22 protein-coding genes are annotated in these 23,573 nt (G+C 50.3%); 14 read left to right on the forward strand and 8 right to left on the reverse strand.

What is annotated here, in order from left to right; all coding sequences use genetic code 11:
• Positions 1-14: 14 nt before the first annotated feature.
• Complete coding sequence (msrB, locus tag AC6EI9_RS12355) at positions 15-440, forward strand: peptide-methionine (R)-S-oxide reductase MsrB (protein ID WP_498468023.1); 426 nt, start codon at positions 15-17, stop codon at positions 438-440.
• A gap of 5 nt (positions 441-445) precedes the next feature.
• On the opposite strand, the gene AC6EI9_RS12360 is transcribed toward msrB, so the two are convergent.
• From AC6EI9_RS12360 to AC6EI9_RS12370, 3 genes are all read right to left on the reverse strand, one after another.
• A complete protein-coding gene (locus AC6EI9_RS12360; RefSeq protein WP_498468024.1) occupies positions 446-1,621 on the reverse strand; it encodes a PRC-barrel domain-containing protein in 1,176 nt (391 codons plus the stop codon).
• 60 nt (positions 1,622-1,681) lie between these two features.
• A complete protein-coding gene (smc, locus tag AC6EI9_RS12365) occupies positions 1,682-5,287 on the reverse strand; it encodes a chromosome segregation protein SMC (RefSeq protein WP_498468025.1) in 3,606 nt (1,201 codons plus the stop codon).
• Positions 5,288-5,355: 68 nt separating this feature from the next.
• Positions 5,356-5,751, reverse strand: a complete 396-nt coding sequence (locus AC6EI9_RS12370) for a hypothetical protein (protein WP_498468026.1) — start codon at positions 5,749-5,751, stop codon at positions 5,356-5,358.
• A 61-nt stretch (positions 5,752-5,812) separates the two neighbouring features.
• Between AC6EI9_RS12370 and AC6EI9_RS12375 the strand changes: the two genes are divergently transcribed.
• Both AC6EI9_RS12375 and AC6EI9_RS12380 read left to right on the forward strand, forming a co-directional pair.
• Positions 5,813-6,250: a glycine zipper domain-containing protein gene (locus AC6EI9_RS12375; RefSeq protein WP_498468027.1), complete on the forward strand. Its 438-nt coding sequence runs from the start codon at positions 5,813-5,815 to the stop codon at positions 6,248-6,250.
• On the forward strand, positions 6,250-6,648 hold the full coding sequence (locus AC6EI9_RS12380; RefSeq protein ID WP_498468028.1) for a phage holin family protein: 399 nt from the start codon (positions 6,250-6,252) through the stop codon (positions 6,646-6,648). Before AC6EI9_RS12375 ends, AC6EI9_RS12380 begins: the two co-directional genes overlap by 1 nt.
• Before the next feature lie 11 nt (positions 6,649-6,659).
• On the opposite strand, the gene AC6EI9_RS12385 is transcribed toward AC6EI9_RS12380, so the two are convergent.
• Positions 6,660-7,853 (reverse strand): THUMP domain-containing class I SAM-dependent RNA methyltransferase, encoded by a 1,194-nt coding sequence (locus tag AC6EI9_RS12385; protein WP_498468029.1) that lies wholly within the window; start codon positions 7,851-7,853, stop codon positions 6,660-6,662.
• A gap of 419 nt (positions 7,854-8,272) precedes the next feature.
• Here AC6EI9_RS12385 and AC6EI9_RS12390 point away from each other — a divergent pair, with 419 nt between their 5' ends.
• Positions 8,273-8,497 (forward strand): hypothetical protein, encoded by a 225-nt coding sequence (locus AC6EI9_RS12390; protein ID WP_067096734.1) that lies wholly within the window; start codon positions 8,273-8,275, stop codon positions 8,495-8,497.
• 52 nt (positions 8,498-8,549) lie between these two features.
• On the forward strand, positions 8,550-8,678 hold the full coding sequence (locus tag AC6EI9_RS12395) for a hypothetical protein (RefSeq protein ID WP_498468030.1): 129 nt from the start codon (positions 8,550-8,552) through the stop codon (positions 8,676-8,678).
• Positions 8,679-8,800: 122 nt separating this feature from the next.
• On the opposite strand, the gene AC6EI9_RS12400 is transcribed toward AC6EI9_RS12395, so the two are convergent.
• Together AC6EI9_RS12400 and AC6EI9_RS12405 are read right to left on the reverse strand one after the other, a co-directional pair.
• Complete coding sequence (locus AC6EI9_RS12400) at positions 8,801-9,142, reverse strand: hypothetical protein (RefSeq protein ID WP_498468031.1); 342 nt, start codon at positions 9,140-9,142, stop codon at positions 8,801-8,803.
• 175 nt (positions 9,143-9,317) lie between these two features.
• A complete protein-coding gene (locus AC6EI9_RS12405; protein WP_498468032.1) occupies positions 9,318-11,456 on the reverse strand; it encodes a hypothetical protein in 2,139 nt (712 codons plus the stop codon).
• Positions 11,457-11,898: 442 nt separating this feature from the next.
• Here AC6EI9_RS12405 and AC6EI9_RS12410 point away from each other — a divergent pair, with 442 nt between their 5' ends.
• Together AC6EI9_RS12410 and AC6EI9_RS12415 are read left to right on the forward strand one after the other, a co-directional pair.
• Positions 11,899-12,132, forward strand: a complete 234-nt coding sequence (locus tag AC6EI9_RS12410) for a hypothetical protein (RefSeq protein WP_498468033.1) — start codon at positions 11,899-11,901, stop codon at positions 12,130-12,132.
• Positions 12,133-12,884: 752 nt separating this feature from the next.
• Positions 12,885-13,856, forward strand: coding sequence for a hypothetical protein (locus AC6EI9_RS12415; RefSeq protein WP_498470067.1), 972 nt, complete (start codon positions 12,885-12,887; stop codon positions 13,854-13,856).
• Between the two features lie 334 nt (positions 13,857-14,190).
• Here the strand turns inward: AC6EI9_RS12415 and AC6EI9_RS12420 are convergent, their stop codons facing one another.
• Positions 14,191-14,895, reverse strand: a complete 705-nt coding sequence (locus tag AC6EI9_RS12420; protein ID WP_498468034.1) for a LuxR C-terminal-related transcriptional regulator — start codon at positions 14,893-14,895, stop codon at positions 14,191-14,193.
• Between the two features lie 223 nt (positions 14,896-15,118).
• On the opposite strand from AC6EI9_RS12420, the gene AC6EI9_RS12425 reads away from it, so the two are divergent.
• Both AC6EI9_RS12425 and AC6EI9_RS12430 read left to right on the forward strand, forming a co-directional pair.
• Complete coding sequence (locus AC6EI9_RS12425) at positions 15,119-15,646, forward strand: MAPEG family protein (RefSeq protein ID WP_498468035.1); 528 nt, start codon at positions 15,119-15,121, stop codon at positions 15,644-15,646.
• Positions 15,647-16,314: 668 nt separating this feature from the next.
• Positions 16,315-16,617 (forward strand): hypothetical protein, encoded by a 303-nt coding sequence (locus AC6EI9_RS12430; protein WP_498468036.1) that lies wholly within the window; start codon positions 16,315-16,317, stop codon positions 16,615-16,617.
• Here the strand turns inward: AC6EI9_RS12430 and AC6EI9_RS12435 are convergent, their stop codons facing one another.
• Positions 16,618-16,872 carry a hypothetical protein gene (locus AC6EI9_RS12435; RefSeq protein ID WP_498468037.1) on the reverse strand — a complete coding sequence of 85 codons (255 nt, stop codon included), beginning with the start codon at positions 16,870-16,872 and terminating at the stop codon, positions 16,618-16,620.
• An 827-nt stretch (positions 16,873-17,699) separates the two neighbouring features.
• Here AC6EI9_RS12435 and AC6EI9_RS12440 point away from each other — a divergent pair.
• The 5 genes from AC6EI9_RS12440 to AC6EI9_RS12460 all read left to right on the forward strand — a co-directional run bounded on the left by AC6EI9_RS12440 (position 17,700) and on the right by AC6EI9_RS12460 (position 23,573).
• Entirely contained in the window at positions 17,700-17,963 is a 264-nt protein-coding gene (locus tag AC6EI9_RS12440) for a Nif11-like leader peptide family RiPP precursor (RefSeq protein WP_498468038.1), read from the forward strand.
• Positions 17,964-18,182: 219 nt separating this feature from the next.
• A complete protein-coding gene (locus AC6EI9_RS12445) occupies positions 18,183-18,659 on the forward strand; it encodes a hypothetical protein (RefSeq protein WP_498468039.1) in 477 nt (158 codons plus the stop codon).
• Between the two features lie 519 nt (positions 18,660-19,178).
• The gene (locus AC6EI9_RS12450) at positions 19,179-19,451 is read left to right on the forward strand and encodes a DUF3303 domain-containing protein (protein WP_498470068.1); all 273 of its coding nucleotides are present in this window, start codon (positions 19,179-19,181) and stop codon (positions 19,449-19,451) included.
• Between the two features lie 1,633 nt (positions 19,452-21,084).
• Positions 21,085-22,119 carry a chlorophyll a/b binding light-harvesting protein gene (locus AC6EI9_RS12455; protein ID WP_498468040.1) on the forward strand — a complete coding sequence of 345 codons (1,035 nt, stop codon included), beginning with the start codon at positions 21,085-21,087 and terminating at the stop codon, positions 22,117-22,119.
• 692 nt (positions 22,120-22,811) lie between these two features.
• Positions 22,812-23,573, forward strand: a complete 762-nt coding sequence (locus AC6EI9_RS12460) for an alpha/beta fold hydrolase (protein WP_498468041.1) — start codon at positions 22,812-22,814, stop codon at positions 23,571-23,573.

A 23,573-nucleotide genomic window follows, 5' to 3' on the forward strand; every position in this document is an offset into this window, starting at 1 on the left:
TCTTTGATCAGTGCATGACCACTCCATCAACGTCCGACAGCGATCGCGTTGAACGCTCCCCTGAGGAGTGGAAGCAGCAACTGACTCCTGAGCAGTTCCAGGTGGCTCGCCGAGGAGGCACTGAACGAGCCTTCACTGGTGCTTACTGGAACCACAAGGGCGACGGCACTTACCACTGCATCTGCTGCGATATCCCTTTGTTCAGTTCCAGCACCAAATTTGAATCCGGTACCGGATGGCCCAGTTTCTGGCAGGGAGTCAGTTCCGGGGCCATCGTCACCAAGGAAGATTTCAGCCATGGAATGGTGCGCAGAGAAATCCTGTGCGCGCGCTGCGATTCGCATCTGGGACACGTGTTCAGCGATGGACCAGCACCCACCGGACAGCGCTACTGCGTCAACAGCGCGTCATTGCAGTTCAAGGATGTTGATCAGTCCTGATTGATTCACCAGGGATCTTCAACGGGTTCGCCGGAAGCCTGCTCCGGCGCCTCGTTGTTCCATGGTTCGCGCGCTTTCGGCTCCAGGTCTAGGGGTTGGCGCTCAATGGGTTGCACTTCCATCGGTTCCACATCCAGTGGGGCCCCGGGGCGTTCCACAGGGCGGCGGGACGCAGGACGGGGACGCTCGTCGTAGCGGGGACGTTCTTCATAGCTGGACGAATCACGTTCGCCGATGGGGTTTGCATAGCGGGAGGGCTCGGGCTCCCGGTAAGCCCGTTCGACCTGCTCCTGAGTCCGGTAACGACGATCGTCAAGCTCCGGCTCGCGCCTGGAGTAGCGCTCTGGTTCCCTGTAGGGCTCGGGTTCATCGATGGGCAGTTCATCGAGGTAACGGCGCCGGCGCATGTCCTGTTCCCGTGGCTGTTCCAGCTCCACATATTCCAGCTCCGGCTGTGCGGCCTCAAACCGTTCGCTCTGAGAGGCCTCAAGCTGGCGTGGTGCCGTCTCAGCTGGCTGCCCAGAGCTGAGTTGGTTCTCGACGGGCACAACATTGAGGCGGTAGCGCTCCCTCTCCTGCTCCTCCCAGCTGGCACCTCCCACTCCCAGCTTTTCCAGGAAGCCACTGTTGAGCTGTTTGAGTTTGTCTTCGGCACCCTCGTAAACAATGATCCGGTCAGCACCGCTGCTGACGATCTCGTCGACAGGAATCTCCCAGGTGCTCAGCACCCCTTCACCCAGCAGTGGCACACCCAAAGCCCCCATCACCAGGGTGGTCAGTTCACCGGTTTCGATGTCGAACGAGAAGCCCAGGACTCGGCCGAGTTGCTGCCCTGATTCCGTGATGACCTGGCAATTGATGATGCGGCTGTAACGATCAGCGGCAAAGCCTTCGCTCAGGGAGTCGGCTGAGTCGACAAGGATCACATCCCCCACCTGGCGGATGCGGTCGAGGGGCATCCAGCGCGGCAGGCCTGGCAGGAACCTGGTGAGCGGGTTGTCGCGCAATCCCAGGGCCACCACTTCACGGCGGTCAATATCCACGACCACTTCTCCCACAACGCCCAGACGCCGACCGCTGTCGCGGGTGATGACCTGCGTACCCATCAGTTCCGACCTCAACCAGAGGCGGTCACTGGGCACGTTGGCCAGGGGGTCATTCGGAGTTGACGACAAGCTCAACCGCGGGCCTCAGCCGGAGGGATTCGTGACATTTTGGCGCAAGGACCCCGCGCTGGCTGTTCAGGCTGCATCGGGAAGTCCCACCACCTGAGTGTGGGCACCGCGGGCCTGGGTCACCCCAATGGTGCGTGTGGAGGCTCCGATCATGGGGCGGCGGTGGCTCACCACCAGGAACTGAGCCTGTTCGGCCTGCCGGGCAATCAGGGCTGCCAGGCGTTCCACATTGACGCCGTCCAGGAAGCTGTCCACCTCATCGAGGGCATAAAACGGTGATGGACGGAAGCGCTGCAGAGCGAACAGAAAGCTGAGCGCGGTGAGCGACTTCTCACCACCAGACATTGCCGCCAAGCGTCTGACGGCTTTGCCCTTGGGATGGGCCACGAGTGTGAGGCCACCCTCGAGAGGGTCGTCTGGATTGTCGAGCTGAAGCTTGCCATCGCCATCCGAAAGGCTGGCGAAGATTTCGCGGAAATGGCTGTCCACCGCTTCAAAGGCTTCCATGAAGGCTTCCTGACGCAGCGTGGCCACGGTTTCAATCCTCAGCAGCAGTTCTTCCCGCTCTTGGCTGAGCACATCCAGCCGTTCGCCCAGGTCGCCGAGGCGTTGTTCAAGCTCTTCCAGCTCCTCCAGGGCCAGCATGTTCACCGGTTCCAGTGCTTCCATCCGCAACTGCAATTGCTGCAGGCGTTCCTGCAGGCTCTCCAGGCCACTTTCACGCAACTCGTCGGTCATCTCCGGCAGTGGATCAGGCAGTGTTGCCCGCAGCTCCTCCAAGCGCAGTCCACCGTTGCGCAGTTGCTCCTCGAGTGAGCTGCGCTCCTCGCGAAGGCGCTCCAGTTCCCAGCGGGCCTGCTGCAGTGCTTGCCGCTGTTCAGCCACGGCAGCCTCGGCTTCATCTCTGGCGCGTCGTTCCTCCCCGAACCGGGTTTGCAGTTCCTGCTGCTGAGTTTCCAGTGCATCCCTGCGGGTCTTCAACGCCTGTTGCTGTTCACGCCACCGTCCATGCGCTTCCGACAGCGCCTGAACCGCCTGCTGCAGCGATGTTTCCTCCTGCTCAATCGCCTGTTGCTGATCTCCGAGTCTCTGTTGTGAGAGCTGTCGGTCGCGTTCCTTCTGCAGCAGTGCATCGCGTTGCTGCCGTGCGGCCTCAAGGCCAGAATCCACCCGCTCCAGGTCCTGCTGCAGAGCTTGCCAGCCTTCTGCATCACCATTGGCTTCGAGGCTGGATTCCTGGGAATTGAGCTGATTGAGTTGCGTTTGCAGCGGCTTCAGGCTCATTTCGAGCTGGTCAAGCCTCAAGCGGTGTTTCTGCTCGGCCTGCTGCAGCTCGCTGAGTTTGCGCTGCCGCTGCTGCACGCGCTCAAGCAGTGGTCCATGGGAACGCTTGGCGGCCTGGCGTTCTGCTTCAAGAGCGGCCTGGCGTTGTTCCAGCTGCCGCAATGTCGGCCGCTGCTGATCCGCGGCCTCCACCAGCCTCTGTTCTTCCCGCCGACAAGCGGCCAGGCTCTCTCCCAGCTCCAGCAGTCGCTGACGCAATGGGGCCGCTTCATCGCCATCACTGCTGGCACCGAAGCTCAGTCCGCCTCCCCGCTGCGAGAAGCTTCCGCCGGTCATGGCTCCACTTTTTTCAAGCAATTCACCTTCGAGGGTGACGGCCCGTGAACGGCCCAGGAATTGTCTGGCACTGTTCAGATCGCTGAACACCTGAGTGTCACCGAAGACATAGGCGAACACGTCTGTGTAGATGGCTTCGTAGCGGACGAGGTCGACTGCGCGTCCCATCAGGCCGCTCCCCTCATCCGCCTGGGGCCGGCGTCCACGAGCCGTGGCAGCGATCGCTCCCGCGCCGGGAGCTCGGATCTTGTTGAGCGGCAGGAAGGTCAGTCGACCGGCGCGGCGACTTTTCAGCAGATCAATCGCTCGAGCCGCGATGCGGTCATCGTCCACCACCACCTGAGCCATCCTTGCGCCGGCAGCCACTTCAAGGGCCAGTCGATGGCGTTCATCAACTTCACCAAGCTGCGCAACATGGCCATGAATTCCTTCCAGGCCCGATTCGAGCAACAGCCTCAGTGCGCCAGTGCCTCTGCTTTCCTGAAGAGCTTCCCGGCGGCTGTCGTGGCGCGCAATGTCGCGCTCGAGCCGCGTCTGTTCCTGCTCGAGCCTGGAACGGGTGCGTTGCTGGATCGCGACCGACTCCAGCAGTTGCTGAAGTTGATCTCTGCCGCTGCGAATCGACTCCAGCAGCGTCTGCCACTCCTGCTCGAGCTGCTCCAGCAAGGTCTGGACCCGCTGATCTTCCGCCCCGTCCTGATCTCGGTCCTGTTCCAGCTCAAGTTGTCGTTCTTCGTCCTGCCGGAGCCGTTCCAGCAGCTGTTGACGTTCCTCCTGAAGCGGTGTGACGCGTCCTTGAAGCTCCTGGCGTTGGCTGGAGCGCTGCTTCTGCTCTTCGAGCCAGGTGCCTGAGCGGCCTGCCACCTCTCCCAGCCGTCGCCTGGAGAGCTCCACTGCTGCTTCGGCATCTCTGCAGTCCTGCTCGGCTTTCTCCAGCAATCCGCTGTTGGTGTTCAGGCGCAGGTCTTCCGTTTCAGCCTGCAGCTGGCCGCGGCGAGCTTGCAGCTGATGGCGCAGTCCCTGCAGGCGTTCACCCTCCTGCTGATGCTGGCTTGCTTGCCGTTCGAGTTCGCGGCTCTGTGGATCCAGCCCGGCCAGTTCTGCCTGCACACTCAGCAGCTGGTCTTCGCCAAGGGCTTTGACGCTCTCCTGAAGGGTCTGCAGTCGTCCGGCCGCATGCTGAAGGCTGACATCGCGTTGCTCGATCGAGCGGGCATCGCTCTCCTCTTTGGCGCTCAGCTCTTCTTGTCGCTGCTGAAGGCGTCGGCGCTCGGCCTGAGCTGCTTCGAAGGCCAACACCAGCTCCTGCCTGCGGCCCTGCTGGAGCTGTGCCTTGAGTTCCTGATAAGCCCTGGCTTTGGCGCAGTCTTTTTCCAGTCGATGTCGGGCCGTCAGCAGTTCCTGCTCAACGATGCGGCAACGCTCCTGGCGCTCCTGAACCTCATCGAGTTTGCGCCGCGTCTGTTCAATGCGGGTGTCGAACAGTGCCACACCGGCCAGCTCATCGATCAGGCCACGCCGATCGCGATTGCTCATCGAAACGATGCGGGTCACGTCCCCCTGCATCACCACATTGCTGCCCTCTGGGTCGATGCGCAGTCGGCGCAGCTGGGTCTGCAATTGCTGGAGGTTGCACGGGACTCCATCCGCGCTGTAGCTGCTGCTGTAGGAGCCTCCCGGCATCACCCGCAACTTGCGCGTGACGGTCCATTCCGTCTGATCTGAACGGATCCAAGGACCCTCCTCAGGCGGTTCCAGTCCTTCCTCAGCGGCGTCAGGCTGCCATTCAGAGAGGTCGAAACGAACACTCACCGTCGTTTCTGCTGATTTGCCGGCCTTCAGCACATTGCTATTCACCAGATCAGGCAGGCGATCGGCACGCATGCCTTTGCTGTTGGCCAGTCCAAGACAGAACAGCACTCCATCGAGGATGTTGCTCTTGCCAGATCCGTTCGGCCCGGTCACCACAGTGAAACCGGGTTCCAGGGGGATGCTCATCGCTCCCCCGAAGGACTTGAACTGTGTCAGCCCGACCTGATTGATGTGTACCAACAGGGGACACGGCTGTCAGCCGTCTGAAAGTAGCGGAGCCTTGAAAAAGCTCAAGTGCTGTTTGCAGTTCACTTGTCCTGTGGCGTGCGCATGCGGCACTGCTCTGCTGAGATTTCCAGAACAACCGGATCGCTCAGGCCAATCCGAGCCATCCCTTCCAGCTCCACCTGGATGGGTTGATTGGGATCAGCGGGCAGGGCGCTTCGCATTCCGCCTGCCACGACACGACGTGCCCAACCTCTGTTGCCGGACACGGAAGCTGCCTCCCGATCGAGCCATACCAGTCTGTGGGGGGGCAACGCTGTGGCTTGCACCGCAGGACCGTTCAATTGCGGAATCGCCTCCAACCGCCAGCTGCGGCAGCTGTCTCCGTCTTCGAGCAACAGGTCAAGGTGGCAGCCGCCTGGGTCATCCGGGGCTCCTAAATGCTCCAACAGGGCGTAGCGCAACTGATGGCCCACCAATGCCAATGGGTGTCATCTCAGAGTTACCACCCTTACTCTGCGGTAGGCCGTCAGGATCGCCATGGATTCAGCTCCCTCTTCAGCCGATGCGCCTGCGGACTCCCAGGATCTGGCCTACCACTTCCGGGATCGCTTTGAGAGTCTTTTGCCAGAGATCCAAAAGCGCTGGCCTGAAGTCACCCACCAAGCACTAGAAGCCACCCGCGGCAGTTTCGATGAGGTGGTTCATCTGATTGCTGCCCAGAGCGACCGGGCTGCGAGCCTTGTCACTGTCCAGCTAGAGGACTTGCTGCATCAGGCCGGAGATCGCACCCGCACCCTGGCTGACAACCTTGATCCGCTGGAGGAGCAGCTGGAGCATCTGCTCGATGAGCTCAACCGCACTCTCAGGCCGAAGCTTGAGAAACCTGTGCGCGACAGACCCCTGATGTCACTGGCTGTTGCCGCTGGTGTAGGGATTCTGGTGGGTGCCCTGCTGACCGGCGGGCGGAGATCCTGATGAGTGAACTGCCCCGTTCCGAACAACCGCGCTCCAGAGGACTTGGCGCTGCCGCCAGGGTCACGGCACTCGCGGGCTCAGTGATGGACCTGCATGTCCGGATTGCTTTGCAGGAGGTAGATCGCGAGAAACGGCGCCTGATCAGTGGTGGTGTGTTTCTTGCCATGGGGGGCACGCTGATGCTGCTGGCCCTCGTGGCTGGAGAAGCCGCTCTACTGGTGTGGATGCTGGAATCCTGGGGTTGGTCGTTGATCCAAGCGCTGCTGGCGATGGCGATTCTCAATGTGGTGGTGGCCGGATTCAGCCTGCGGATTGGCGGTCAGCTCGCCAAAGGTCCGTATCTGCCTCAGACACTGGAAGGTCTGATGCGAACCACGAGGGCTGTTCTCGGTAAATGAATCGCCGGTGTTCAGTTCTCCTGGAGGACTGGATCCGATGTGCGCCTGTTCAGCTCGTAATGCAGCCAGCGGCAATCCAATCCACCGTTATTCACAGGGATTCTGCGCTTTGCTTTGAGGCGCAAGGCTCCGGTTAATTCTCGATTGCCGCTGAGAAGCCACAGATCCCAGCCGCCGTAATCTTTTTTCAACACTGCTCCCAGCTCTTTGTAGAGCTCTTGAAGCTCAGTGGTATGTCCCAGTCGCACCCCATAGGGTGGATTGCAGACCACCACGCCATGGTCCGCCTCCGGAGCCGGTGCATCCCTGAAATCGGTCTCAACGATTTCGATCACGTCTTCCAGATCCGCTGCGCTGATGTTGTCGCGTGCCTGTTGGGCAATCTCTGAGTCCTGCTCATAGCCCACGATTCGTGGTGGATTGTTCACGGGCTGCTGCCGTTTCTGGGCTCTGCGCTGTTCCGCTTCCCACTGATCTGAATCGAAATCCGCCCATGACTCAAGGAGGAAGTTGCGATGCAGAGCAGGAAATCGCTGAAGTGCCATTGAGGCGGCTTCAATCAGCAGCGTTCCCGAACCGCAGCAGGGATCGGTGAGTGGGGCGCTTCCGTCCCAGCCAGTCAGTCTGATCAGACCTGCGGCCAGGTTCTCCTTCAGCGGAGCCACCCCCATGGCTGCTCTGTATCCCCTGCGGTGCAGGCTGCCGCCGCTGCCGTCCAGGCTCAGGCTCGCTTCACCACGATGCAGGTGAACATGCAGGCAGAGATCGGGTTCGTCCAGATCGATGGACGACCGCTTCCCCCATAGATCACGCTGGCGATCAATCAGGGCGTTCTTCACCTGGAGCGCCGTGAAGTGGCTGTGGTTCAGCCCGGGGGCCGTTCCGGTCACATCCACTCGAAAGCTCATGGATGGATGCAGCCAGCGTTCCCAGTCGAGAGCTTGCTGGACACCGTCGTAAAGCGAATCGCGACCGTCGCAGCGGAAGCGTGCCATCTCCCGCAGCAATCTGAACGGCAGCCGGCATTGCAAGTGAAGCCTGTAGAAACAAGCCATGTCGGCTTGAAATGCCGCGGCACGACGTAACGGTGTGACCTCTTTGGCACCGAGTGTCTGTAATTCCTGGCTGCCGATCTCCTCGAGACCTTGGGGCAACACGGCGACGCCATGAATCAACTGTGGCGCCTGTCGGTACTCACTTCCCAAGACGCTCTGCTCCGCTTCACCACTGCTGTCAGAATGACAACGTCCGGTCTTGATCGGACTAGGTGATCCACACCAGTGTTTCGGACAGCGGTTCGATTCCGCTCAGCTCCATTCCCCCTTCTCGGGGCTGCAATGGTTTCGACGGGGCATGAGGAGGGTGACTGAAGCCTGCTCGGTAAGAGCAAACCCGTAACTGCGAACAACATCGTTCGTTTCTCCCGTCAAGCAGCCCCTGTTGCTGCCTGACCCATAAGGGAGATGGGGTGAAGTCAGCCTTATCACCCAATTGACTCGCGGGGGCTGGAAGGCCCCCACCACCATTCCTGAGCAGAGCTAATCAGACCATGGAGTGGCCACTTGAGCTTTGTCCCACTGTCATTTGACGGTGGCCAGGAACCACCAACAGGCAGAGTGTGGGTATGAATCAGCCAAGTCTTCAAAAACTTCGATCACTGCGGCTCGATGCGTTGGCTCGTGATGACAGGGCTGTGGCTGATCTCAACGCGCGAATCTCCAACTCTCCCGACTACCTGGTGGAGGAGCTGATGAACAAGCATGGGTGGCCTGCCCATGAGGCCCTTTGCGCTGTTCAGCAACTCCAAGAGAAAGTCCTTCGCAACACAACCGAGCAGGCTGCAGCCTGAGCCGGAATGTTGAGCCTGGTGTTGTGCTCATGGGCTGATGAGCAGATAACTCATGGATGAGGACACGAGCAACACAACCAAAGCAGTCTGGTTCTGGGCGATCGGATTGAACGTGATCGCTTGGGGCGGCTATCTCGTACTGACCAGAGTGATGGGAATCACCCTTGATTCGGTTCGTTAGGCCCTGAATTCACCAATCCATTTCAGAGTCAGATGCTCAACGCTCGAGGCTGTTCGTCCTATGGAGTGGGAACTTGGGGAAGGCCGAGATCGAAACGATCAAGGCCAGTGTCCTGATGGTGCTCAGAACTTGCGCGGATAAGGGGGATTCCCAGCCAGTTCGACATTGATCTCTTTGCAGATATTCATCCATGCTCCAAGTCCAAAGTTCACACCGTTCGGACCGTCGATGAAATCCTGGAACTGCTGCGCAGTGATGCCCTCACGGACTTCCCAGATGCAGAACGCAGGTCCTTCTGGACCAACCGGGCAGAAGCAGTGGTTATAGAAACCATCCTTCAAATTATTTGCGACTGCCTCATCCCAGCCTCCTCCAGGAGCCATGGCTTTCTGAGCTGTCTCCCACCACTGCTGGGCTTTCCCGGCGCGAAACTCATGGTGAACGTGGAAGAACTTAGAAGCCATCAATCGATGCCGAATGCCGTTCGATCATCGCCTTCCAAAGCTGTTGCCGTCGTATCTGAAGCTTCGCTGGAATGCCATTCACCGGAGGACTGATCACTGTCTTAGGGGACATTCCCGCAATCAGCCACCGCAGTGGGTCAATCTTGACTGGCAACACCCGATCAAGCAGTCAGATTCAGAGCACGGTGACTTGAGAGGTATCGGTGATGCCTTTGAGCAAGAGCATCTGATCTGAGCCAAGGCTGTAAAGCAATCCCTGATCAGTCAGCGAAAAGCTGCCACCAACCACACCTTGAATGTTGTCCAAGCCGATGGTGTAGTCGTGAATGATGGCGACACCCGCCCCAGCGGTTGCTTGGAATGTGTCTGCATCCTTATCCCCCCAGACATCTCCAGCACTCACAACAAAACGATCATTGTCTGGTCCACCTCGATAGGTCATTCCACCAGCAGACCCTGTGATCACATCAACTCCGTTGTTGCCGTTCACCCAGGAACCAATGTTTGAGTGCAAAACCACGATCTTGTCGTTATCAGCGCCACCTAGATATCGACCATGTCCACCGCGCAGGACAATTTGATCATCACCGTTGTTGCCATTGGCGAAGTTATTGTCACCTCCGATCACTTCCAGAAAGTCATTGCCTCCGAGGAGTCCAAGATTGATATTGGATTGACCAATCAAAGAGTCAGCAGCGTTGCTCCAATAACGGCGTCCTTTGATGACTGTATTCTCAATCGTTTTGGCAACGGTGCTACCACTATTTCCTCCTCCACCCGATGGAGCTGAATTAATACTTGGTCCATAAACCATGCTTAAGTTGGCCTCAGACCAGGAATCATTGGTGAATTCAACTTTATAAAAATCTGTTGCACCACCTGCTGTTGTGGATGAAACATCAGCAATGGTGACGGGCAGTCTTAACTCGGAGAGTGATCCAGCTTTGCTGACATCGATGTAGGTCCCAGTATGGTCATTGTCTGCATCAACATTGCTGAGTGCCGATCCGGTGAATCCACCGTCAATAGCATCAAAATCAGTGCTGAAAGTTCGCTCAAGATAATCTTTAGTGAAGTAAAAATCAAAGTCAACTTCTTCGCCGTTGGTGCCATTAATTTCAAATCCTGGCGACAAGTCAGAAAACTTGTATTCGCTGCTCATTAGATCGATATCTTCCCAGAAGGCATTCGTGCGAAAGACCGAGCCGCCATAATCACTGTTTCCTCCCACTTTTGCAGCGCTTACGGAATTAATCATCACACCAAGTACTTTGGCGCCAGTGTTATTGCTGACAGCTGTCGTTTTTGCTGGTTGACCAGCATCAAGTTTGAGTTGGAGTGTCCAGATATCATCTGAAACTGATGCTGTTCCACTGCCAGCTGTTTGTGAGTATTGATAGCCAGTTGACGCTGAAACTGTTGCGCCTGAAATATTCACATGACTAAGTTGTTCGCCTCCATAAAAATGTATGGTAAGTGCAACATTGCTGGCGACGTCGTCGCCAGCAATGTTGAAGTCGGAAAAAGGCATGTCGCCTTCCTCAGGAACTTTGTTCAAGAAGCCCATCGCGGTGACTGTGTAATCACCAGATGTGTAAGACTGGGCACCCTCTGCATAACTTGTTGAAGTGTCTGGAGTGATATCGGAGCGGTAAACTAGAGATGGTCCTTCTACTGTTCCGGTGAAAGGGTTTGAGCTGTAAGTAAGACCGCCAATTTTGAAGAGATAGTCATTGCTATCAAGTCCGTTGGTAATTGTACTTAGATGAGATGGGCTTGCGCATAAATCAGTAAATGTTGCATATTTTTTTCCTCCAACTGCAGTGATATTTGTAATCCAATCGAAGGATGTAGAGCGAGTATCTGCAAGCTCTTTTGTTGTGCCTTTGACTCCGCTGTAGGCGAAAGTGGCATTATCTGCCTTTGATTTGATTGATTGAAGGACTGAGAGAAGTGCTGGTGAATTATGACTATCATTAACGGTCAAAGTTCCAGTAATGTTGCCTAAATCAGTGGCACTCAGAGAGTCAAGGTTTGCAGCTGAGCCGGTAACATTGTTGAATTTGTACGAGCTATCTGCGCCCCACGTAATAGATTGTGCTGTATTGAATGTTGCGAAGACTGTTTTTACGGCGTTGAGGGCAGCAACGCTCGCCAAAGATCCTGCAGCAAGATAATTATCTCCGTTTGCATAGGAGCTGACGTTCGGTGCATTGGAGTTGCCTGGAGTGCCATCGCCGATGACACCGCTTCCGTCGAGGTCTGCAGCGGCTTGTTCTTCAAGATAGTCGTTGCTAAATGTAAAGTCTGCCATGATCTGAGAATCGTCTTGGAATCAGCTTAAAATGGCATTAGCGTGGAATCTTAAAGAGAATAAGTGTTTTTAGTTTTGTGTTGATTATTTTTTATTCTTAAACTGATGCCTCCTCTGCATCATGTTCAGTGTTCGTAAAAATTTTAAAACTCAGTGTTTGTCTAAGACTTGTTCTCGTTCGCTCTTAGTTCGATTTTGAATTGATTGCTTTGATTTTTAGCAACCCTAAATGTCCTGTCTCTGCTGGAGTGTGTCCAGACTGATTTGAACCTTGAGGCATTGAGATTCGTTGGATTTGCTGGGTTTTCTTTGGGAGCTAAGAGCTCAAAAGGTTTTACCGTTGAACGGTCGAAGCAGCGGTTCGCAATGAATCCAAAAGGATCGAGAGGTGCCCTTTTCTTTTGTTTTCAACTAACCAACGCCAGCTCGCTCGACGAGGGGAATGGCATGGAGCAGCGCTCAGGAGAAAGACCTCGGTGATTTTTGCCAAAATTTAACGATCCAGGTATTGCTTGCTTCATCATTCCCAACTCATTCTTTTTATTTTGAAATTAGTTTGTTTTGGACAATAAAAATGAATGCACTCAGGCGTATCAAAAGGAAAATCAAGGCCGAAATGCTCTCAATTTTTGTGGTTTCACTTGAAATTTGTTACAGGGCTTATGGAAGTATCTGAGTTGATTTCACCACACCAGTGACGTCTTGATTTCCACCGTTGGGCATCAGCTCTCTTTCGCCTCTGCTTTTGGTCCGGTCAATTTGCAGCTGGGGCCGATTGGGCAGGCCAAAGCACGAAATGGTTTGTGATGACCCTCATGGATGAACTCACCAATCGGTTCGGCGTGGGCAGTGTGGATTTCCATTGGAATCTTGCCTCTTCCAGAGTTTTAGAAATGTCTTGGGAGCAGTCAAGGTGCGATAACAATTTCTCCTGATGCCGCATCAAGGTGGCAGCTCAACATTTCAACCACAGGGATCTCAGCTTTGGTCAGCCCCTGTTCCACAGCGATAGGCATGTTGGGACTTGGCCCAGAGCTGCTTCCACCTGGCTGAGTTGGTGATTGCAGTCTGCTGATTCTCCTTAGTCGTGAATGCCGCTGAGGGCTGCTCAGGCCACGTTGTCCTGTCAGTTTGCGAGCGTCTCTCCATTTTTGGTTGTGCTCCGGACCTTCTCTCCGATAGCTAGCTGTGGGAGAGAAGGCTTACTGGGCGTGTGGGCTAATGCACACTTGCTTGAACAACGACTGAATCAAGCCAGCAAGTGCACAGCAAGCTGTGTTCGCGTGTGTTCGCGGCGCTGTTCCTCAGTCACTCACGCATCCTCTGAGCACTCTTCGTTTGATGTTCGTGCCTGCGTTGTCTTTGAGCGATACGATGATCCAACGACTTCTGTAAGCATTTCGGTTGGTGATTGATATCAATATCTGGATGATCATTGGCTTTCTCTTGGCAGGTTTTTCAGTTGTTTCCAATGATTCACTGCAAACACTTGGGACTTATATCTCTTCTAACCGACAGCGAACTCCCAAGCGTGTTCAGATGCTTTTTGTTTGTGGTATTACTATTGCCGTACTTTTTTTGGGTTGGTATCTTCATCAGGGAAAACCTGCCTGGGGGCGTCTTGAATCATTCCCAGTGCCAGAATCATTCACCTGGGCTTATATAATTCCTCCGATTGCAGTCCTGGCTTTGACCGCTTGGGGTGCGCCCGTGAGCACTTCATTCCTGGTGCTCTCTTCCTTCGTTCCTGAAAATATTGGAAGATTATTAGCGAGTTCACTTTCCGGGTATGTCATGGCATTCTTCCTTGGACTTGCTGCCTGGGGTTTGGGAATATGGCTTTTTGAACGATGGATTTTTCGCCGAAATCAGGATTCACAAGAAATCAGCAAAGTCTGGTTTGCCCTTCAGTGGTTTTCGACCGGATTCTTGTGGAGCATGTGGTTAGTGCAGGACATGGCAAATATCTTTGTCTATTTACCTCGCAATCTAAATCTCATTTCAATGGGCGTGTGTACCCTCATCCTCTGTATGGGTCTCTGCGTGCTCATCCTGATTGGTGGTGGACCGATTCAAGGAGTCTTGCGTTCGAAAACAAATTCATCGGATTTGAGATCAGCCACTTTGATTGACTTCATGTTTGGTCTCTGTCTGCTTTACAAGGCATTTCTCAGCAGCTTTCCACTGAGTACGACTTGGGTGTTTCTTGGTTTACTCGCTGGAAGGGAAATGGCTCTGCGCATCAGAGAGCGTGAGCATAAAACTGTTTTTACCAATCAGCAGTATGGAAATCTGTCGAGTGTGATTGGTAGTGATCTCGGGAAGGCCTCCGTGGGATTGATCGTCAGTCTGGTGGTCGCTCTTGGCATACAGCCCTTGATCGTTTGGAGCGCGCCATAACACTTGACTGCAAGATCTACCTAACTGTCACAGTCAGAACCCAGTCTTGGTCATCATTGGAACCAACTCAACGAGCTGTCTGGTTGATTTTGTAAATGCTCAGAACGAGGCAGGCCGTCGAAAAGCTGACAAACAGAACAAGCAGATTTGAACTCGTCATGAGATTGGCATGAGTATAAATACTCTAATGGTCCAATTCCTTTTCTGCGAGTTGGTTGCTGCAATAGCCGACTTCATCACAATTCCGCTGGGGATAGAGCAATCCTGTTCCAGATTGATTCAACCCCACAAGAGGGTTGTTGTCTTTACTGAGTGATATCAGATCGATCAGAACTTAAACATCGGCATCGACCAAACCATGAGTGAGAGCAAGCACAGCTGCTTGAGTTCGATCTCTCACTCCTAATTTCTGGATTGTAGTACTGACATGACTTTTGATAGTTTCTGACGACAAGAACAGGGATTCAGCGATTTCAGAATTTTTCATCCCTTGGATAATGCAGCGAAGAACCTCGCGTTCGCGCTCAGACAAAGGATCGATGAGCTCAGGAGGTTGTTTGATTCTTGCTGTGGCTGCTGCACGAACTGATTTTGGATAGTAGACACCACCATTGTTTGTTGTGGTCAGTGCATTAATGAAGTCTCCATGCCCTGATCCCACTGATGACATGAACATAACGCCGTCTGCTCCAGCGTCCATCGCTTCATGGACAACGTCAGTTGTTTCCCGCCCCAGAAAAATTAGTGCAGTGATCTCGGGATTGTATGCCTTGACCTTTTCTACCAGACGAATGCCATAACCTTTTTCAAGATCTTCGCTTGTAATCAAGAGGTCAGGATTGAATTTCAATTGTAAGTCCAGTCCTTCTTCCTCGGTTGTTGCTCCACCAATCAGTGACTGTAAAATTGGCGTACAAAGGCACAAAGCAGTCAGTGTTAACCTGTTTTTGCTGCAGACCAATACTTTTTTAGAGCTCAAAAGTTGTCGGCATCGATCAGCTGCTTGCTTGAGAGGAAGTTCGTTTGGATTGATGAGCACGCGCTGGACATCTTTTCAATGGATTTTAGTGAGTTCGTGATTTGAATGCAATATATTTCGGCTGTATGCAGCCTGAGCGCATCTGGTGAAGATCTCTAAGGTTCAATCGGGTCGCATCCCCTACTCCGATTTGTGTTAAAAATCGAAATCAAATAATACTGTGTATGAGCCAATAGGGGTTTCTCGCTAATGATCATATTCAGCTTTAGCATTCACTGCATCGGTGTCGACAGGTCAAGTTGTTTCAACGAACGATCCTCATTACAATGGAGAGATACGGAAAAGTAATCTAAGCACTCAATCAATGTCTCAAGCACAGTTGTCCACTCATGTTGAAGCAGCTCCCTACGTTTGGTCGCTTGTGCTGTCATTTGCAACAGTGATTTTGAGTATCCTGCCGCTTTATGTGGCTCGCTTTAAAGCTCAGTTTGAGATGAGTGATCTTTCATCTCTGCGTGCAATGTTTGATCGATATCCCGCCTGGGGAAAAAGAGCCAGCTGGGCTCAGCAAAACAGCTTTGAATCATTCTCCCTTCATGCTCCGGCAATTCTTCTGGCAATTCTTGCCGTCGTGAATGGTTTTGATCTCCCTATTCTCGCGGTTGTTGTTGCCTTTGCCCATCCAATCTTTCGAACTCTTTATATTCTTGCTTATCTGGCTGATATTTCTCTGCTCAGGTCTGTGTGCTGGTTTCTTGGTTTGCTATGCAGTGGTTTTCTTTACGGTGTCTGTCTCTCGTCCATGTTTTGAATTGGAGACGATATTGCTTGAACGAGCTCCATGATTTTAATTGATTTAATATTTTGATTCTAGAGAATTGATGGCAAGCCTTTTCTTATTGATGATTGGTATTGTGTCGCTGCTGAGACCTCAGCATTGTTCATGATCAAGGTGGTTTGCAAATTTGCGGATCATATCGATGCAGAACTGTCGATCGACTCCGTGAACTGACTTCCAGCTTTCGTACATGACGTTTAGATCTTCCCAGGCATTGTCATAGACAGTCTTTGGGTAATCATGTTGCTCTGGATTAGTCATGTGTTGATTTCTGCTTTTGTGAATTGTATTTCTGTTTGACATTGTAGTTGCTATACACTATTGATATTGGATGAGCAATCAGTTTTGAATTAAGCTGTCGTTTTGAATCTTTTTTTGATTGGCATCGCATTTCATGGCTTGCTATCAACACTAGTCGTTCTGTCTTTGAGCGGTGTTCAGAATGTGTTGTAGACCAGTCCTGTTGAAACGTACAGAAAGCCTGCAATAAAAATGCCTGCGTAAATCAGCATGATTCGTGTATTCACTCGACAACTCTCGAAGCGCAGCCATTAATAGCAACGGTCCATTCCCCACCATGTGTTGCTCAGCACCAAGAAGAGCCAAGAACAGGTCTTATAATCAGATGTCTTTTTGATCAGATGCAAAAATTACTATCTCTGGTCAGCAGTTTGTTTCAGTGGCTGGCAAAGGCTCTAAAAGGCGGTGAAAGCTGGTTCCTGGTGATTGATGAGGTCATTGTTGCTCAGGAAGACTTCGCGAATCAGCAAAAGCAACTTGAGCAGAGGCAAGATCAAGCGATGCGTCGAGATGACTTTAATCGGCGCTACGAATCCCAGTGTTTTACGTCATCTAGTCGTCTGACTTTTCTCGAGATTTGGATGACATTGAGCCCGATTTCTTTATTTAAGTTTCTGCGATATTCTCTCAGTGATGTCGTCTGATCAATCAATCACAACTTGATCACTGACTTTGGCGTTTAATTTGATACGCTTTAATGTCTTTTTTATGCCGATTATGAGTTTTTTGAATTCAACTGATGCTGCCGTCAGTTTTTTGTCTTTCTCCAATTCTTGAGTTTGCTCTAGTTGTGAACTCAGTTCACAGAGCGGGTTTTGATCCGATGCCGAGATACGGAAAAACGTTCTTCGTATGAATTCATGAAGTTCTATAATGGCATCAATTGAGCTTCCCGTCATTAGCGACCTCTCTCCAAAGCGCATTCCGGCGCGAACCCTCCGACGCGGTTACATCAGTGAATTCTTGGGTATGGCCAAAACTGTTCAACCACAAGGCTTTGCACCACAGGAGATCGATGATCTAGATGGGTTTGATTATATGGATGTTGCCTCGAAAGTTAAAAAATAAACAGTGTAATTCCTTGCAGCCCTAACTTTGCAGGTCTTTCTAGCCTGCATAGTTTTTTTTGGGGGGTGAATGACGATCTCAAGACTAGAATGTCCATAAGATCCGTCTGATATGAACATCAGTACATTGCGTTATTCCTCAATTTGTCTACGATAGTTTTATCTGGATAGCATTGTTATGCACTTTGCCACCTCTACTGATGAAAACATCGATTTTATTTGGTCGCAAATTGTCAAAGCTATGAGCCGTGATTCAGAACATCTTGTCTGCCCTAATGCCTCTAGTTTTATTACAACTAAAGATGGTCTTGAATGTATGGTTCGTAGTGCAAGTGGGCTTTTACTCGCCAACTGTTATTCTGAAGACGATCGAATGGGAGGACGTCGGTGGACGATTAATCTTGTTCAATGAATCTGTGTAGAAATCAGTGTATTGCGTTGTTTGCCAGATTTTAATTTTTCGTTCTCTTCTTTTCCCTAAATCCTGAAAGCAGCTCGTTCTTTATTGTCTCTTTCGTTGTAAGGGCTCCTGTTGAGCGTTAAATTTCACTTGTACAACAAAGCTCAATAGTTGATGTACCTATCTTAATTTAAGATATTTATTTGTTTGTGATTACCCTGTTGATTGCTTGTAGCTTGATCGTCCCTTCACCCTGTCAATGACTCCTTACGAGACAGTGCCCTTTTATATGGGGAGATTTCAGCAATGTCAGCAGTCAGAACAAGATCTTTGTTCTTTCCTCTCCAAGCTCAAGGATGACACAACCCTCCAGCAAAAAATCAGTAAGGCAAATAATGAAGATCATGTTGTTATGATCGCCTTGACTGAGGGATTTGTTCTCGATAAGGAAAAGTTCTGGTTATATGAAACAAAAGATTTCAAGAGATGCGTTGAACGTCGTGGTTTTTATTCAAAACATTAAACCACTTATTTTTATCAATGGATGTTTGATCAATGCCCTTGACAGGTTTTTGTACCAAATCATTGCGATTCAATTTGTTTTAATCCAGTGATGTGATGTTGCATCCTCGTCTACTGTTCAGTGCACGATCCAGATGAGTCAATCGATACATGTGGTTGCTAATTTGCATTTGCCATTCTTCTAGATATGCAGCAGTGTGCTCATGAGATTGTATTTGTCATGAGTTTTTTGAAAACCAGGCTTCTATCTATTCTTTTTATCTTTTGCCTGTTTTTTTCAGTCGCTGTTCCTCCTGTCGAATCGCTCGATCTTGAATTAAGTCAGCTTGATCTTGTGAAATGCGATACTGCCGACCCTGCTTCGAAGCAGCCCAAAGGCTATCGCTCCGGATGTTACATATTAGATGGTCAGATTAAAAGTGCCGCTAAAACTTTGATCAAGGACGTCGATGTTTTTGCGTTTATATACGATGCCTCAGGGGAAGAAGTGCTGCCAAATCGGCCTCGGATTGGTTCCATTAGTAATGTACCTGTAGGCACCAGTCAATTTTCTGTTCGTGTTCCAATTCCATCATTTGCAGTTCCTCCATTTACGATCAAAAAAGCAAAAGCTAAAGTAGCAATACCAGTTCCAACGATATCCAAAGACTCTTCTGATGAGGATATTTTGCCTCTTGAGCGCAGTATAGAAGGCTGATTGAAAAGATGATCTTCATCAATTCAACCCCAGTCTTGTCGTTGAAATCCAGTTGAGTTACTTGATTATTTTCTAGCGTTGAACTAAAAATCTCTTCTCTTGGTCTGTTTTTTGCTTTCGACCCAGACTCTCTGCTGCGTCTGGATTTCGATTATTTGCATATGGTGGACTTGCAGGGACCAAACCTTGGTTTAGCGTCTCGCGCTGACTAAGTGTTTTTACTTATACTGAGCTGGTTGCATCAATGACGTGTTTGTTGCGCTTGGTTTGTTTCTTGCTTTTGGGGTTGGTTTGTTTGTCTTGTCGTTATTTGAGTGATTTTGATTGATCCAATGCACTTGTTCGTTTGACAGTGCCTATTGTTTAACTTTAAAATGAAATAAATTGATGGCACAATATCATAATTGACTATTTTTTTTTGTTATTGTTTCTGTTTGGGTGGTTGTGAAAATCAACAACCGTTAATTACTTTCCTTTTTTTTGTTTTTGTGCGAACCTGTCTATGTCATTCTTTTTTCTATGACTTTTTTGATGCATTGGTCTTTCAAGACCGGATATCACGAGATGGCCGCCAAAAAGTTTTTGTCAACTGGTGCGCCTTTCCCTGCTTGTCAATCCTGGAAGCGCTTTCATGGACCAGGCTCCGTCGAAGGTTGGATCCTCGTTGAAGCAGAAAACGCTGATGCATGTTATGAACATGCTGCCGAATGGGCTGAATATCTTGACTGGGAACTTACACCCGTTCTGACCGATGAACAGGCTGGTCCCCTGATTGCGAAAGCATACAGCTGATTTTCGACTAACTGCACAATGCTTCACTTGATTCAAGTGGAGCATTGTATTTTTTCTATGTCTTGCTTGGTTGTTCTATGTTGATTTTTCGTTTGCAATCTTATCGGCTTGATTTTTGCTCCCAAGAGGCATTATAGAGCTAGCATCACCATCCAATATTGATATCTGTTGACGCGTTGCCAATTTCTATGATTGCCTCACTTGCGATATTTGCATTTGTTGGCTCGACATATCGGTACTGATTCTTTCTTTCTTTTATTGGTGTTGTGGTTATGTTGATAGTTCTGTTATCACTTGAATGAAATCAGATGCGTCAATCGACAAAATTTTTACGCCTGTTTTAACTGCCGCTTTATTTGGTTTGTAGCATCTAATCCTGCCGATTGAGCTTGATGATTCGCGGTGATGTTGCAAATGTTGAAATTCACGCCCCCTGTTCAGCCAAGATTGCTTTGCGACTTGGATAATCGCTGCTCTAACAGTTCAATCACTGTTTTGAGTATGATGCAGGTGGGCACCGGCATCTAGATTAAGGAGTTGTCGGGCTGACAACTCCTCAATCCGTTCTCAATCGTCGTCGAGCCATCGCTCGATTTTTTTTTGCCAATAATTTCGGGTTTTTGCTCTGTCCGATTGTTTTCCGCTCTTTTAAGGACGAGGTAAATTCCTTGGATTGATCACAAAGCATTTAATGTCTCGCATGATTGACTTTGGCGACACAAATAAATGTTCTGAAATTGTTTTGTAAGACCATCCCTGTTGCCTTAATGCCATCGCAATCCTGACGCGTTTGCTTCGCCAACCTTCACTTGGTCCTAGCCGTCGAGATATTGAATTCGATGAACTCACTGACATTCCGGGATTATCAGAAATTTGATTATCGGCCTTTCAGTGATCTCTCTATGTCAGTTATGATTGCAACCATTGTAGATTTTGAATTCTGTATTTCTACCTAGTGGTCTGCAGCCTGGACTGATCCAGTTTTTTCTTTTTTGGTCTTGGATCGTTGATGCCTGTTACGCGTTTATTTCTTAGTTTCAAATATTATTTACTTATTTACTTGTTGACTCTTTTGCTGCGACTGGATCTGGTTGATTGACTTCTGCGGGTATTATTCAGATTTGATTTCTATTAATCCTGATTCGCTTTTCATTGACTAATTTTTTAAACCCTTCATTGCTTGTAGGCTCCAGCATCGTGATGCATTGATGCGTCAATAAATCTCGCTTTTTTGTGAGTTGATGGCTTCGCTAGGAATTAAGTGACCTCTTGTGATTGGATTTTACTGCCGATTTGAACCCGTAATTGAGTATTTTTTCATTCGCGACTGTTGTTTGGGCTTTCTCTCCTCATGCTTGCTTAAAAATTAAGGCCATGACGTCATCCTGCTGCATTTAAGCTTTGTCCCCTTTCTCTTACAACAGCGTCTGCACTCCACCTAGCAAGATTTACTTTTCATAAGGTTTCGTCTTTTTTCATGACGTTTCGACAATATGGCTGTCATACGCTACGAACGGGAGTTAAAAAAGGGATTTTCGACTGTCTCATAAATTTTCAGCTTGAAAACTATTGTTAACGGATGATTAGAGCAAATTGATCGGTAATTAGGTTGTGATTGCCTTTCATTTTCCCAATGCAATCGTATGGAAATTCATCAGTCACTTATGACTGGTGGGCGGGAAATTCTGGAGTAGCGAAGCGCTCCGGCTCTTTCATCGCTGCGCATGCTGCTCATGCCGGTCTCATCATGTTCTGGGCCGGAGCTTTCACTCTTTTTGAACTCGCTCGATACGACGGCTCCCTTCCGATGGGTGAGCAGGGTCTGATTTTGATTCCTCACCTGGCTGGTTTAGGTCTTGGTGTTGGGGATGGTGGAGTCATCATCGACCAACAACCCCTGATCGTTGTGGCTGCAACGCACCTTGTTTCTTCCGCAGTTCTTGGTGCCGCTGGTATTTGGCATACTCTTCGTGCTCCCAAGGATCTTTCAGAAGCAACTGGTCGCGCCCAGAAGTTTGATTTCAGCTGGGATGACCCCAAAAAGCTCACTTTTATTCTTGGTCATCACCTGATTTTCCTCGGCCTTGGTGTCATCGCCTTCGTTGAATGGGCACGAGTCCACGGCATTTACGACGCTTCACTTGGAGCGGTCCGCACCGTTGAGCCCAACATTGATCTGGGCATGGTCTGGGGCTACCAGACAAACTTCTTGACGATCAGCAGCCTGGAAGATGTGATGGGTGGTCATGCTGTTCTTGCATTCATTCTCACAATCGGTGGCGTTTGGCATATCATTAGCTCTCCTTTTGGTCCTTTCAAAAAAGTCCTGATTTACAACGGTGAGTCGATTCTGTCTTACTCACTGGCGGGCATCGCATTAATGGGTTTTGTGACAGCAATTTGGTGCGCTCAAAATACGACGATTTATCCCGTCGAACTCTACGGCGCTCCTTTGAAGCTTAACTTCGCTTTCTCGCCCTATTTCACCGACACCTCCACACTTCCTGGAGATGCACACACAGCTCGTGCATGGTTGGCGAATACTCATTTCTATCTTGCTTTCTTCTTCCTACAGGGTCATCTCTGGCATGCCCTCAGGGGTATGGGTTTCAACTTCAAGAGCGTTGTCAATGCTTTTGAATCCATGGACAAAGCAAAGATCAACTGACACCTCGTTTGCTTCGTTTTCCAAAAGCCCCTTCAAGGGGTTTTTTTTTGTCTATTTGAAGACCTGTGATCGAGATTCTTGTTTTAAGCCTTTGAATGTTCAGCTATTGATGTGTTTTCAATTTCAAATATTGACAATGTCCTGATGTCTTTCATGCATGGTTGTTGATCAATTAGACGTTTTGACACTTGTCAGGTCCTAGCGTAGACCCCATAGCAGGATTCTCAGTTCCGTTTGGTTACGTTCAGAATGCCTGTTTTCACTGATGCTTGCTTCGTTGCTGCTGGCTTGATAAGACTGCCTTGCTTGATTCATTTGATACGCGAGATCCAGCTTCGATGCATTTAGCTTTGCTTAAGGATTGCGTGTCGCTCTCTTGTCCAACAGTCAATCTCGATTGCTCACCACTTATTCCACGGTGGTTGATTTATACCTTGAAACAACTTGCGCTGGTTTTATCTCTGACAGCGCTTACCAATCCCTGATCTGTCTTGAGAAATCTGCTGATCAGATTGATCAGAAGCTTATCAAGCACCTCAAGCAGAGGATTTCCCAGGGTTCGATTTCTGTTTCCAACTCCTTGGCTTAGTCGTATTACCTACTTGGCGTGACTCCATTTTATACAACTGCTTGTTAGTTGTGCTTGTCTGACTGTGCTGCACTCTTTCAAACTGAATGAAATGGTGCAACATATGCCTCAAGACAAGGTCCTTTGGATTGATCTGCAGCCGACCTTGCATTGCCTCAATAAGCGTGTTGCTCAATTATTAAGTCGGTCGTTCGTTGTACAGCGTTGGTCTTTCCAGCACGATCTTGATGAGTCGTGCTCTGTGACCACGGTTCATGACCTGCTCCGACAGACTCTTCAGTCGTGTCCCGAGCCAATGCATCTGGTAGGCCACGGCATCAGTGGCACGATTGCCTGTCTTTTTGCAGAAAAGTACCCAGGCCTGGTAAAATCTCTTACACTGCTTTCAGTTGATACCCTTTCAGCCAACCACTGGTCCTCTCATTACCTGGACATGCGGAGTCATTTGCCATCTTCGAGGCAAGCTATTTTGAGCCATTTGTCGTCTTTGCTCTTCTCCAACCATAATTCTCGAGCTGTTGAGGTGTTTCCTTGTCTTTTAGCTAAATGTTTAGACACTGAGTTTACTCAAGGTTCTATTGTGAATCAACAGCCTATTTCTAATTTAAATATTCCTGAAGTCCCAACTTTTGTTTTGAATGGTGAATGCGATTTTGTTGTTGATACCAATTCACGCGCTAGATGGTCCAGAACGCTAAAATCAGGTGATCGTTTTGTTTGTATGCAAAAAGGGCGCCATTTCTTTCATTTTGACCAATCTCAGCAGGTAGCCCAATTAATCACAGCATTCATTCAAATGGTTCCTGGTCAATGGATTGATCGTGAACTTAGCTCTACTGACTTTACTTCTCTCGCTCGGAGTTAA

Source organism: Synechococcus sp. MIT2312, assembly GCF_059772315.1.